The sequence below is a fragment of the Aeromonas sp. 3P genome, from assembly GCF_051919745.1.
GTDB lineage: Bacteria > Pseudomonadota > Gammaproteobacteria > Enterobacterales > Aeromonadaceae > Aeromonas > Aeromonas veronii.
On the sequence record NZ_JBQBED010000001.1, the window covers coordinates 1,153,131 to 1,166,630 of the forward strand.

7 protein-coding genes, 2 tRNA genes and 1 pseudogene are annotated in these 13,500 nt (G+C 59.7%); 5 read left to right on the top strand and 5 right to left on the bottom strand.

From position 1 onward, the window contains the following. Positions 1-95 precede the first annotated feature (95 nt). Positions 96-1,997 carry a transglycosylase SLT domain-containing protein gene (locus ACTG19_RS05150; RefSeq protein WP_124929765.1) on the bottom strand — a complete coding sequence of 634 codons (1,902 nt, stop codon included), beginning with the start codon at positions 1,995-1,997 and terminating at the stop codon, positions 96-98. A 99-nt stretch (positions 1,998-2,096) separates the two neighbouring features. Further along, entirely contained in the window at positions 2,097-4,601 is a 2,505-nt protein-coding gene (locus ACTG19_RS05155) for a putative bifunctional diguanylate cyclase/phosphodiesterase (RefSeq protein WP_416244845.1), read from the bottom strand. Positions 4,602-4,969: 368 nt separating this feature from the next. On the opposite strand from ACTG19_RS05155, the gene hpf reads away from it, so the two are divergent. Beyond that, a complete protein-coding gene (hpf, locus tag ACTG19_RS05160) occupies positions 4,970-5,308 on the top strand; it encodes a ribosome hibernation-promoting factor, HPF/YfiA family (RefSeq protein ID WP_005334257.1) in 339 nt (112 codons plus the stop codon). A 111-nt stretch (positions 5,309-5,419) separates the two neighbouring features. Here the strand turns inward: hpf and ACTG19_RS05165 are convergent, their stop codons facing one another. Continuing rightward, the gene (locus ACTG19_RS05165; RefSeq protein ID WP_113739094.1) at positions 5,420-5,929 is read right to left on the bottom strand and encodes a VC2046/SO_2500 family protein; all 510 of its coding nucleotides are present in this window, start codon (positions 5,927-5,929) and stop codon (positions 5,420-5,422) included. A 123-nt stretch (positions 5,930-6,052) separates the two neighbouring features. On the opposite strand from ACTG19_RS05165, the gene ACTG19_RS05170 reads away from it, so the two are divergent. Both ACTG19_RS05170 and ACTG19_RS05175 read left to right on the top strand, forming a co-directional pair. Further along, positions 6,053-6,137: transfer RNA gene (locus ACTG19_RS05170), tRNA-Tyr, on the top strand. A 34-nt stretch (positions 6,138-6,171) separates the two neighbouring features. Beyond that, positions 6,172-6,256: transfer RNA gene (locus ACTG19_RS05175), tRNA-Tyr, on the top strand. 175 nt (positions 6,257-6,431) lie between these two features. Here ACTG19_RS05175 and tamB read toward each other — a convergent pair. Beyond that, positions 6,432-10,232 carry an autotransporter assembly complex protein TamB gene (tamB, locus tag ACTG19_RS05180; protein ID WP_439988821.1) on the bottom strand — a complete coding sequence of 1,267 codons (3,801 nt, stop codon included), beginning with the start codon at positions 10,230-10,232 and terminating at the stop codon, positions 6,432-6,434. Positions 10,233-10,293: 61 nt separating this feature from the next. Continuing rightward, positions 10,294-12,069 carry an autotransporter assembly complex protein TamA gene (gene tamA / locus ACTG19_RS05185; RefSeq protein WP_213389144.1) on the bottom strand — a complete coding sequence of 592 codons (1,776 nt, stop codon included), beginning with the start codon at positions 12,067-12,069 and terminating at the stop codon, positions 10,294-10,296. 514 nt (positions 12,070-12,583) lie between these two features. On the opposite strand from tamA, the pseudogene ACTG19_RS05190 reads away from it, so the two are divergent. Continuing rightward, positions 12,584-12,957, top strand: a pseudogene (locus ACTG19_RS05190) (hypothetical protein). Positions 12,958-13,080: 123 nt separating this feature from the next. Continuing rightward, entirely contained in the window at positions 13,081-13,359 is a 279-nt protein-coding gene (locus ACTG19_RS05195) for a peptidylprolyl isomerase (protein WP_005334269.1), read from the top strand. The last annotated feature ends 141 nt before the right edge of the window (positions 13,360-13,500 follow it).

Here is a 13,500-nt window from a genome sequence, read left to right on the forward strand (position 1 = left end):
GTCACCAGGCATGTTTCCTTTGGTAACAAAACCTTACCCGATGATACCCGGCAGCAGGGAAATTTGAAAACAGGGGCCGGCTGGCGGCCCCCGACTCAATAGGCGTGATTGAGCTCCCGCTCTGACATGAAGCGCAGCGGCTGCTGCAGCTTGTGCTGATAGATGAGATCGAACGACAACACGTTTTGCACGTAGTTGCGGGTCTCCTTGTAGGGAATACTCTCGACCCACACGTCCATCGGCTTGTTGTCACTCTGCTCTCGCCAGCGTTTTACCCGTCCCGGCCCGGCGTTGTAGGCGGCCGCCGCCAGGATCCGGTTGCCGTCATAGACATCCAGCAAGCGCTTGAGATAGGCGCTCCCCAGACGAATATTCATCGTCGGATCAAACAGTTGCTGCTCGTTGCGATAGGGCACCCCCAGCTTGCCGGCAGTCTCTTTGGCAGTAGCAGGCATCAGCTGCATCAGACCGCGCGCCCCCACCGGCGACTGGGCCAGCGGATAGAGGGCACTCTCCTGACGGGAGATGGCATAGAGCAAACTGGTGTTCATGGTGCGCTCTTGCGCCATCTGGGAGAAGGTGCGTTTGAGCGGCAGCGGGAAGCGCAGGTCGAGGGCATCCCACGCTTCGGCGCGAATGCTGGCGAGAATGGCCAGCTCGTGCCAGCCCTGATTGAGGGCGATATGACCAAACTCGATGCGCTGGGCCACCGGATTGCGATCCATGTTGTGGATCCACTCCGAGCGGGCCGCCGCAATCTCGTTCATCGACAGCAGCTCACGCACCCGCAACAGGAAGGGCCAGCGCTGACTGGCCGTGCGCCAGTCCGGTACATGCTTGACGCTCTGGTTCTTGATGCGATAAGGCACCCCGGTGCGCTGGGCGGCCATAAAGCCGTAGAAACCGCGCAGGTTGGCAGTCTCCAGATAGAGATCCCGCGCCGGTTTTTGCTGCCCCTGCACCTCAAGGGAGCGCGCCATCCAGTAGCGCCAGCGATCCTCTTTCTGACGGGCCATCGGCATCATCTTCACCCAGCCGGAGAGGCCACGCCAATCCTGCTCCCAGATGGCCAGTCGCGCTCGCAGCTCGGTAATGTCGGGATCCGCCAGCTTTTTCACCGTGCTGTCGACCCAGCTGCGCTGGGCAATGGAGCGATCCAGCAGCAGGCGGCGGGCAATGGCACGCTCTACCGGTTTCACCTCGGCCTGGGTCAGGCCGAAACGGCTGCGAAACAGCGCAAGCTGGCGCAGCACCGACTCCGGTTCCTGATTGGCATAGCGGGTCAAACCAAGAGAGAGCAGCTTGCGGGAATAGGGGTTGCTGCTGAAATAGGCCGGGTTCATCGCCTTTGCGGGCTGCTCGAACAGGGTCACCATCTGATCGCCATAGCTTTGCAAGCCGCTACTCAGGGTCGCGCCAAGGTGGCGGATCAGGTTGGGGTTTTCCGCCTCGAACGCCAGCGTCATCCGCTGCCAGATCTTCTCCTGGGTACGCTGACCGGATGCCTGCCACAGCTGGAACAGCGGGGAGCAGGCATCCGGACGGGATTGGCCGCTCATCCAGATCTTGCCCGCCCCCTGCAACGCCTCTTTCGGCTTGCCAGTGTAATAGAGCGCCTGATAGTGCATGCAGAGCAGATCGGTGGAGCTCGGCTTGGCCGGATAGAAGCGCAGGAACTGCGACCACTGCTGGCTCTGGGCCAGATAGGTCAAATAACTGCGCTCCAACCGGTTGGACTGGGGGGTATCCCCATGCTGGCGGATAAAACGGGTCACATCGTTGTAATCGGCCGCCCCCGGACGAAAGGCGAGCTGATAGTAATCGAGATAGGGCAACAGGGGATAATGGGTCAAACGGGCACGAATTTGCTGGAAACGGGCCTGATCATTGGCCCGTACGGCGTCATACGCCTGACGGTAGAGCGTCTGGTCGGCAGTCTGCGCCATCAGAGTCGGCACAAACAGCGCCGACAAAACAATTCCCCATACAGCTTTCACTGAACATCTCCATTGAGGGCAATACACCGCCCGGTGGCGGTGGGTCTACTGCTTCTCATTCTACCCGTTGCCGGGCAGCGCTACAGCGGGGAGCAGAGACTATTTTTCTGCCTCGCTCAGCTGCATTTCGCGCAGTTGCTCCGGTCTGGTCAGCCGCTGTACATATTTCTCCAGATAGGGCACCGGCAGCGGCTTGGAGGCGAGATAGCCCTGATAGAAACTGCACCCCTGCGCCTTGAGAAACTCCAGTTGCTGGCGGGATTCCACCCCTTCCGCCGTGACGTTGAACCCCATATGGCGGGCCATGGCGATCACCGCCTCGACGATGGCCATGTTGTCACCATCTTTCGGGATGTCCTGAATGAAGGATCGGTCGATCTTGAGCTCATCGGCAGGCAGCCGCTTGAGGTAGCTCAGAGAGGAGTAACCGGCGCCAAAATCGTCGATGGCAAAGCTGATACCGAGCTCCTTGAGCTCGGTCATCTTGCTGATGGTGTCCTCTGCATGACCCAGCACCACGGACTCGGTGATCTCCAGATTGAGGCAGGCCGGATCCATGCCGGTTTGCGCCAGCACATCGTGGATCCGCTCGACAAAGTCGGTGGCATGGAACTGCTTGGCACTGACGTTGACCGAGATCTGCGGAATGTGGATGCCGTTCTCCTCCCACAGCACATACTGGGCGCACGCCTCGTGCAGCACCCAGTTGCCGATATCGACAATCAGGTCCGTCTCCTCGGCGATGGGAATAAACTCGGCCGGTGAGACCAGCGAGCGACCGGCCGGCTGCCAGCGAATGAGCGCCTCGACACCGATGATATCGCCGCCATCGACCATATGCTGGGGCTGATAGTAGAGGGTCAGCTCTTGCTGGCTGAGGGCGTTGCGCAATTCGTTGTGAATGAGCAGACGGCGATCCGCCTGCTGCTGCATCGAGGCATCGAAGAAGCGACGGGTCTTGCGGCCAGCGGACTTGGCCTGATACATGGCGGTATCCGCCTGCTTGAGCAGATCATCGACCCCCTGCTCCCGATCCGGAAACAGGGTAATGCCGACACTGGCGCCGATGTGCAGCACCTGCCCCACATAGCTATAAGGAGCGGCAATCTCGGTGATAAGCCGTTCGGCAATGATATCGGCCTGCATCTCCGCCTGGGGCGGGCTGGCCGAGAGCGATGGCAGCAGCAGTACAAACTCGTCACCACCGAGGCGGGCCAGACAATCCCCCTGTCGCACCAGCCGTTTGAGACGGGCGGCGACCTCTTTGAGCAACCAGTCGCCGGTGGCGTGGCCGAGGGAGTCGTTGATGGTCTTGAAGTGGTCGAGATCGATAAAGAGCAGCGCGCCAATCAGACCGTCGCGGGTCGCCTCGTTGAAGGTCTGCACCAGAGTCTCGTGGAGCTGACGGCGATTGGGCAATCCGGTCAGCTCGTCGTAATAGGCGAGATCCTGAATGCGTCGCTCGGCCGCCTTGCGCTCGGAGATATCCTCGAAGCAGATGACAAAGTGGCTGATCACCCCTTTTTCATCCTGCACCGGTGTCACTATCTCCCACTGGGGATAGGTGTGACCATCGACATGGCGACGCTGGGTCTCCCCCTGCCAACGGCTGAGGGTATTGAGCTCGTAGCCAAGCCCACCCAGGTTGGGCCAGAGATCCTCTTCCAGATGCAGGCCCAGCACCGACTGGCTGTCGAAGCCGGTGATCTGGCTGAAGGCGTTGTTGACCCGCAGGATCTTGAACCCCGGATCCGTGATGATGATCCCTTCGTGGGTCTCGAATGCAACGGCAGATAGGCGCATCTGGGCATCGGATTGCAGACGCTCCAGCTCGGCCACCATCCGTACCGAGAAGGTATTGAGCACCGAGGTGAGGTTGCTGGTATCTGCCGGAGCCGAATAGAGCAGCGCCAGATGGCCCAGAAGTTGGCCTCTGGCATCAAACAGCGGCTGACCATAATAAGTCTGCCCGGCCGCCAGCCAGGGTTGATACTCCTGCGACTCGTCGATCACCTCGAAACAGATGGCCCCCTGCTTGTAGAGCTCCTGACAGGGGGAGCCCGCCAGCGGATAGTCCTTCTGCGCCAGCCCGTCGGCGGCCAGCACTTTGACCCGATCTGCACCGCACAACTCACCCACCCAGACCGCATCCACCTTGAGGATATGGGCCAGCTGGCTGACCAGGGTATTGAAGAAATCGAGCCCGGTGCGGGCAGAGAGCGCCTGCGCCAACTGGGTGAGCAGGGTGGTTTGCAGCAACGGCAAAGAGAGGTTGAGAGAGGATACTGCACTGTTGGCGGTATCAAGAGGGGCCAGCCAGCCACAGCAGATCTGCTGGGTGGGCACAAACTGGCCACTCCAGAGCACATGGTTGAGCTGCCCCTGATCATCTTTCAGATGACCGATGAACTGTTCAGGCAGATGTGATTCATGAAGCCGGACGAGAAAGTCGGCAAAGCCTGCCTCATCTTCCGGTAACAGGCGAGCGGCCCAGGGATGATTGCCCTCCCCTTGCCACTGCTGGTAGGCCCCCTGATCAGAGAGACTCCACTGATCATGTTGCCGATCGAAAAACCACATGACTTGCGTGGCCTGCTGCTTCATTTACCACTCCAACACAACAACCAACCACGTTTGATGTCCAATCAGGCATAGCAACGCCCCCTGCATCCGCTCATCAGATCAGAGGTTGCGAGGGAAGAGTACAAACATGCGATATCAAGCAGTGGAAACCGGACATGAGGTCGACACGAAGTGCTGCCAAGAAGGGACAGAAACGATCCTATTCCCGTCATACTGCCTGCCAGTTTCATGGAGCTCAAGCTGTTTTTGGCACGAAACCGGAAAAGATCACAATTTATAAATTGCTGAATAGCCAAGGGAAGGTTATGTGACACGGATCACATTTCAATCTTTACCAATGAGTAATCTGAAGGTGAAGACACAAGCAAGACGACCCGAAGGGGGCCAATATGAAAATCGAAATTACCAGCAAAATCATCGACATCACCCCGGCTATCCGCGAGCGCATCGAATCCCGTTTTGAAAAGCTCGAACGTCTTCAGGTGCCTCTCATCACACCCCATGTGATTGTTTCCAAAGAGCGTCTGATGTTCACTGTCGAAGCCAGTGCTGGCATCCCCAACGGCAAACTGTTTGCCCAGGCAGAGCATGAGGATCTCTACGCCGCCATCAACGAACTGGGGCAAAAACTGGAGCGCCAACTCAACCGTCACACCGAAAAGCCGATTGCCCGTCGTGCCAATGCCGCGCTCAAAGAGCAGCCGCAACCGGATGAAGCTGACGCTTGATTGCATGCCGCAAGGCTAAAAATTCCAAAGAGCATAAAGGCGGGGTCACCCGCCTTTATGTTGCCTGTGATTTGCCGACAAGCATCGCGTTACACCAGTGAACAGGCGCCATCAACTGAGCCAGTGCAACCGGGTATCCACCCCCTCTTGCAAACGATCGAGGATCGGCAGCAATACCAGCGGATCCTCCTGGCGTGGCATATCGGCCAGCTTTCCTTGCAACCGCTCCCGCGCCAGCGGTGACAGGTTGTCGTAGACAGCCTTATCCAGCAGCGGTTGTTTGACCGCCAGCGGCGGTGTTTGCAGCGCCAGCCAGAGCCGCACATCCACCATGCTTCCCCCCTGCTGCAGCCGCTCATTGATGGCACTGCAGTCACTCCCCGCCCCTTCAGCCACCAGCACCTCTGCCGGTCTCAGCACAAAGTGCAGACGCCAGTCACGGCTCTGGGGAGTGGCCGCCGGTTTGGCATCAAACCAGGGCTGCTCCTCCACCGCGTCGGTCAGCAGGGCCAGATGCAGCCGGAAATCAGCCCGATCCCCATGCTGCAGGTCACGGTTGAGGCGCTGTCCCAACTGGCCCTCATCGACGAGCAGGTGATTACGGATTGAACTGGGCAGCATGGATAACTCTCGAAAATGGCGATTTCACTGGTTATCGGCCACAAATCCAATTCTTTTAATGGAAAAATCCTGCTTGGGGGTTCACAAAACCGGAAGATCTGTTAGTATGCGCCTCGCACTTGTGGAGGGGTTCCCGAGCGGCCAAAGGGATCAGACTGTAAATCTGACGGCTCTGCCTTCGAAGGTTCGAATCCTTCTCCCTCCACCATTTCAAGTGCGACAATTTGAAAGCTATACCCCGTGGAGGGGTTCCCGAGCGGCCAAAGGGATCAGACTGTAAATCTGACGGCTCTGCCTTCGAAGGTTCGAATCCTTCTCCCTCCACCATCATTCAGAAAACCCGGCCTGGTGCCGGGTTTTCGCATTTATAGCCCGCCGCAATCCATTCTCCCTCTGCACTCCAGTCCCTTATGCCATTTACCTGCAGCCGATCGCGCAATAAAAAACGGGAGGTCTGCGCCTCCCGTTTACGTTCATATCAGCCCTGTTACGGGATGAAGCGTTACAGAGTAAAGCGATAGAAGATATCGACCGCCTGAGCCACCCCGCTCATCGCTTGCAGATAGAGTCGTGGCAATACCTCGTAGCGCAGCTTGAATTCGGCGATGGGGCTGAAGACCCCGACCCCGTACTGGAACTGCAATCCCGGCAGCAAATAGGCCGACAGAGTCACCTGGGTGTTGTCACCACTGCCCGCGGTATCAAGGGAGACATCGCTCATCCCCAGCGACTCGCCGATACTCGACACCACGCCATTGGCCTGATTGACCGCGCCAGCCACCAGCAGGCCGTTGAAACCGCCATCTTCTCCGTTGGTTTGCAGCCCTTTGCCGCGCAGCAGATAGGAGAGCTGCTCTGACTGCGCCATCTGCGGCTCGGAGTAGACGGTGATCTCCGGCTTGCTGGCAGGGCCGGTCACCCGCACCCCGACCGTCACCTGACCCTCGATGGTATCGGGATCCCGGTTGGCTTCGATGTTAAGGAAGGGCCGATCCAGCGGACCGGAGAAGAGGATCCGCCCCTCCTTGATGATGAGGTTCTGACCATAGGCCTTGAAGCGGCCGTTGGTCAGCACCAGCTGGCCGTTACCTGCCAGCGGCTTCTCGGGATCCTGACGGATATTGAGACCGCCGGAGACATCGGTCTTCAGCCCCATGGCATCGAGCTTCACATCGTTGCCAAGGCGGATCGCCACCTTCATCGCCAGCGGCAGAGTTGCCTGCTTGGGAGCCGGGGGCAGATCGTCATAGACCACGGTCACGTCATCAGAGACCGCCACCGCCGAATCTGGCAGGCTCTTGACCAGAATACGTGCCCAGGGAATATCCACCTGACCGGTAATCCGGGTCTCCTCACCCAGCGACACCGCGATATCGGGCGAGACTCTGACCCGGCCCATGCCCGGATATTGCGCCTCCAGATCCTTACCCTGAATGGTGAGGCTGCCGCTGACCGGCATCTTGGCCCAGCTGAGCCAGCCGCCCAACGCCAGCGGCCCCTTGCCAACCAGCATGGAACCATCCAGCTCGGCCCGATTGCCTTCAATCTTGAGGCGGGTCACCAGCTTGGTCAGGGTCACCATGTCGGAGTGGGTCTGCACTTCACCGTCACGCAGGTTGAGCTGGCCAAACAGCAGGGGCGCCCCCAGGGTGCCGTCGAAGCGGGCATCGGCGGAGATGATCCCTTGCAGGGAGCGCACCTCAGGGATCAGCGGCGCAAAAGTATTGAGCTTGAGATCGTCAAACTTGAGCTGACCGCCGAGCAGACCGCGACCGGCGGGCTCCCTGATCAGCAGATCGGTATCGATATTGCCGATCTGTTTGGAGGCAAAATCGAGGCGAATGGCCGCCTGCTGCCGCTCGAAATCCAGGGCCAGTGCCAGCTGCTGATAGTCGGTCTTTAGACCATCTGCCACAAAAGTGCCCGGCGTGGTGCGCACCACCGCATGCAGGGTAGGCTGATTGCCACGCCAGCTGGCACGCCCATCGGCGGAGAGCGTCGCCTGCCAGCGGAAGTTGTCCGGCAACCAGGGGCGCAGCCGCTTGAGATCAAACTCGCTCAGGGCAAACTCCAGGGTGCCCTGCGCAGCGGAGACCTGACTCCCCTTGACGCAGAGGCTGGCCCCCTGGGAACCGAGGCAGAGATCCCCCATCGCCAGCCGCTGACGCGGCAGATCGAGATCCAGCGCCCACGGGGAGCTCAAGTCCCAACGGCGCAGCGGGGTTTTCAGCCGCAACTCGGAGAGCGCCCCGCGCCAGTGATCCCCGCGCACGCCGCCACCCAGTTTGAGGTTGGCGGCAACAGGGTCACCCTTCATGGTCAGGGTCAACAGATGCTGACTGATATCGCCGCTGAGGTTCAGGGCCAACTGGCTGAGCTTGGTCTCACCCTGTTTCAGCTGCGCCACCAACAGCGAGAGCTCTCCGGCCGGTTTGGCGCCGATCACCGCATTGCCCTTGAGGCTAATACCCTTCAGGTCGGTGCCGGCATAGTAGAGCCGGTCGGAAGCCAGATCCGCATCGATTTTTGGCGTCTGCTGATTGCCACTGACCTTCACCTGTCCCTTGATATCCCCTTTCAGGCCGGGATAGATGCCCCCCAGCTGGGGAGCCTGCAGGTTGGCATCGAGCTTCCACTGGGCGCTGCTGATACTGCCCTTGGCCTGCAACTGGTTGGGGCCACTTTGCAGCGAGAGCGCCGGGATCAGCCACTCCATCTTGTCGTTGCCGCTAAGCTCCCCCTTGAGGGCCAGCGGGTACTGGTTGAGCTTGCCATCCACCTTGAGCTTGGGCAGTTTCAGCTCCCAATGACCCGCTTCGTTCATCACGAAACGGCTCTCCAGCTCACCGGCCAGCGTCCCTTTCAGCTCGGGCAGCAGCTCGGCCGGATTGATCCCCTTGAACAGTGTGGTCCCCTGCCACTCGATCCCCTTGTTCCAGGCGAGCTTGCCATCGAGCTTCAGCTCCCCCTTGAGAGCGTTGAGCTGCAAAGCGATCTTGCTGAGCCGCTCCAGGTCCCCCTTGCCGTCCAGCGCAAGCTTGAAGGGGGGGACATCGGTTCCCTTGCCGGAGGTATTGAGGGCAAACTGGTAGCCGGAGAGCTTGCCCTTGGCAGTCAGGTTCCCCTTGTCCAGCCGATAGCTCGGCTCATCTTTGGCAGGCTTGTGCAACGGCCAGCCGAGGATCTTCCAGTCGAGGGCCAAATCAAAAGGGAGATCCGGGTCGAGGGTTGCCAGAGAACCCTTGAGATTGGCGGCGACCGGCCCCTTGGCCGACAACACCAGCCCCAGCTTGCCGACCGAACCGTTCAGCGCCAGCGTGGCCTGCTCACCCTGCAGCTCGCCATCCAGCAGCCCCTTGCGGGCCTTGGCATCCAGCGTCACCGCCAGCGGGTAGTCATCACTTAGCTGGATATGGCCCTTGAGCGCCAGATCGGCCATGGCGTGGCGCAGCGAGAGCTCGCGCACCTCGATGCGATCATCGGCAGCAGTGGCCGACAGCAGCAGCTTGTCGAGCCCTTCAATCAGCTCACCCTGCTTATATTTCACGCGAGTCGCGCTGACCCCTTCCAGCTGGATGGGGAAAGGAAGGTAAATGGCGGGCAGGAGAATGGGGGCTGCCTTTGCCGTGTTCGCAGCAGGCGTCCCTTTACCCTGTTTGGCTGTCTCAGCGCTGGCCTTGTCGTTGCGCGCCACCGCAGTTCCGGCTTGCTTCTCGTTAGCGGCCGGCTGTTTGGCAGATTTGGCTGTGCTGGCGGGTGCCGCGTCATCCAGCGTCACCGTCAGGTTATCGAGCACCGGGCCGCGTACAATCAGCCCCTTGCGGTTGAGGGTGGCGCCGATATCGAGGGACCCCAGGGTCACGGCCACGCCGGGCACTGCCAGATCGAGATCGGCCACCTTGAGGCTGTCGACCTGAATTTTGAGTGGCAGCGGGCGCCAGACAAAGGGTTCGGAAGGCTCTTCCGGTGCAGGCTCCGAGTCGGCCACCTTCACCACCGGATGAGTCACTTCAAGCGATTTGATCCAGAGTTTGCCCTGCAGCAACTTGCCGAGATCCCAGTCGAGCACGGCGCGATCCACCGTGACATCCACCAGCTCATCCTGCCAGCCCACCCCTTCCAGGGTCCAGCCATAGCCAAGCTGACCCGCCACCAGCTCCCCCTTAAGAGAAGGAAGCGCTCCCTTGGCCTGTTGCCACAACCACTTGTTGCCCTGATGGGTAAAGCCCAGCAGGCTGACGCCGATGAGCAGCAGGAACACCAGCCCCATCAGCCAGAGAAAAATGCGTTTTAGCCAGATCACAATGCAGACCCCCGCGCAAGATACAGCCGCAGCGGCCAAAGAAAAAAGCGTTTAGACAACATCATAATTCAGGCCCCAATGCGAAATGCAGCCGCAAGGGCTTGTCCTCTTCCGATACCCCGACCGCCAGATCCAACCTGACCTGACCGATGGGGGTGACCCAGCGCACACCGACGCCGGTACCTATTTTCCAGGGCTCACTGTAATCGGTGGTGGAGGTGCCGCCATCCACAAACATGGCCCCCAGCCACTTCTCGCTGAAGCGGTAGTTGTATTCCAGACTGGCCACGCTGGTGTAGCGGCCACCGGTCAGCTTGCCATCCGGTCCGGTGGGGGAGATGCTCTCGTAACCAAAGCCGCGCACCGTCTGATCGCCACCGGTAAAGAAGCGCAAAGACGGCGGCACCAACGAGAAGCTGTCACCTATGATGGCCCCCTGCTCGGCCCGCATCAGGAATCTGTGGTTATCGCCAAGAGTTCGCAGCCACTTGCTGCGTCCCCACACCCGCATAAAGCTGATGTCGGAGCCCCATCTGGGATCGGAGAACTCCAGCGTCAGCTGCTGGCGATCCCCCCAGTCGGGCACCAGGGTGCCGCGCACCCGCAGTCGGGACCAGGAGACCCCGGGGATCAGCAGCAAGCTGTTCCCCTCGTCGGCGCCCTGGGTATAGATCTCGTTCTCCAGCCGGATAAAGACGTCCCGATCCCAGCTCTCCGGCCGTCGCGTCCAGCGGTGCACACCGATGGTAGTGAGATCGGAGCGGGTATCGTTGTTGTCCTTGTACTGGTAGCCGGTCTGGATGGAGTAGTAGTCCCGCAGCGGATTACCCACCGGGATCTGGTAGTCGAAGCTGAGCTCGGCCTCCGGCGCCGACACCTTGGCGGTGGCAAACAGGCGGTGGCCGTAGCGGTTGACCCAGGGCTTCTCCCAGGTGGCACTCATCCGCGGGCCTACGTCGGTGGCGTAACCGATACCTGCCTCGATTTCGTGATCGACCCGGTTATCCAGCGTCACCGCAATGGGCACCCGATAGTTGCTCGCCTCGCTCAATACCGGCTTGATATCGACCTGACGGAACAGCTTGGTGGAGGAGACATCCTGCGACATCTCGGCCAGACGGATGGCGAGATAGGGGTCGCCGCTCTTGATGTTGATAAGCGGGCGAATAAGGTGAAGCGCTTCGGGGGTGGCATCGTAGCGGATCTCGCCAAAACGGTAGCGATGGCCCGATTCGAACAGAATAAAGATCTCCGCCGTCCCCTTGTCCGGGAACACCTTGACCTGACTCTTGCTCAGCTTGGCATCAAAGTAACCGCGGGCCAGCCCGAGGCTGCCCAGATCCGCCTTGATGGATTCATACTTGGCGTGGTTGAGGGGCTCCCCCTCTTTGAGGGGCAACTTGTCCAGCAGGGCGCTGTAAAGCTCGTCGCTACCCGCATCCCCCTCCAGCAGAATATCGAGGCGGGAGACGATGACCGGCTCCCCCTTGTCCACCTCAATCACCACTTTGGACGGGGTTTTCTTATCGCGACTCAGGGTGATTTTCGGCTGGTAGTAGCCATAAACCTGCAGCGCCTTTTGCACGCTCTCGGTGATTTTGGCGCGGGCCGGGCGGTATTGCCGCTCCTGATAGACTGGCAGGGCATTGAGGTAGGCTTCGACGTTATCCTTGTTCTCCCCTTTCAACCCCTTGACCTGATAGGTGAGCTTGGCGGCAAACGCGGGCGAAGCCAGCAGCGACAGCAACAGGCCCACCCCCAGTACCCGCAGGCCGCGGCGAAAGGCAGAGCCAGACAGTGAACGCCCTGCCAGCAGGGATGAAATGCATCCTGTCAAAGGTCAATATTCCTGAATCTGTGGTGAAGGAAACCAGCGCCCTTTCGGGCCAACCCCGAATGCGGCGCAGCACGCCATGCCGTGCATGGCCGTGACACCAAAATGCGCGCCAGAAAAATGGCGAACCTTATCCTAACATAGGCATCGGCCAGCGACAGCGCGGTGCCATTGGCAAATTCGCCATATCTTTTAAGAGGTTGACCACAAATCATACATTTTGGTGACAATGACGACGCCCACTTTCCCGATGGAAGCGAATTGACCTGCCCTGAACAAGGTTCACTTCGTCGTCAGACACCATTTGTCACCTCTCCTCCTCTCTTTACCACCAGAAACCCACCACGACAGAGTTTGTCGGCATAGCCCCACCCTCACCGTTTAACAGGCCCGGCACACCCTAAAGCCCGCCGTAGCGGGTGATTAAGAATTGCTCGTTCAGCGCAATCGAATTATCCCGCTGCCTTTGCGAACGTCCCTCCCTCACACTTGAACCATCAACTGAAGGAGACACATCATGCATGCACGTAGCGAACAGATGGCTGACTATATTGCCGATCGTCTCGAGTTCATCACCTTCCTCGCCTGTTGCAGCGCCCTGCTGGCCCTGCTGACCGGCATGAGTGGCCAGCAGGCGCTGGCCTTTACCGCCCTGAACCTGCCGTTTGGCCTCGGCATTTTGCTGGCGATGGCGCTGCTGGCCCCCCTGCCCGCCCACTGGCGGCTGCCGGGGATCACCTTGCTGCTGGCAGGTTGCGCTCTGATGACCCTGCAACTGGGGGGCGAATGGCTCAATCCGCTGGCCATCTGGAGCCTCTACGCCCTGCTCGGTCTGGAGATCATCTGGCAAGCGCGTCCCGCGCCGTGCTGGCCACCCGCGCTCGCCAATAATACGGCCGATAAAGGGCGGGCTGTGATGGCTGACGCCAGTGGCAAATTGGGGTACTCTTGCGCCCCGATTTGCTACCACCCTTGGCGTTAACAACCTTCGCCATCACTCCCAGGAGCGCCCCGATGAAAAAAGCCTGTGCCCAGCACATTCTGGTCAAGACCGAAAAACAGTGTCTGGAGATCAAGGAGAAGATCGAGAAGGGAGCCGACTTCGGCCAGATGGCCAAGCGCTTCTCCACCTGCGCTTCTGCAAAACGCAGCGGCGATCTGGGGGAGTTCAATAAAGGGGATATGGTCAAGCCCTTCGACGATGCCGTCTTCAAGGGCGAACTGCTCAAGGTGCTGGGACCGGTGCGCACCAAGTTCGGCTTTCATCTGATCAAAGTGCTCTATCGCAACTAAGTCATCGCAACTGACCATTTTCTCGGTGAAGCTCCCATCAGGCGGGCTTCACCGACCTCTGCATCCCCCCTCGCAAAACTGACCAAAACCACGCCAAACTCTCATCAATTTACTAACGTTATCAGGCAATTAAGTTTATCC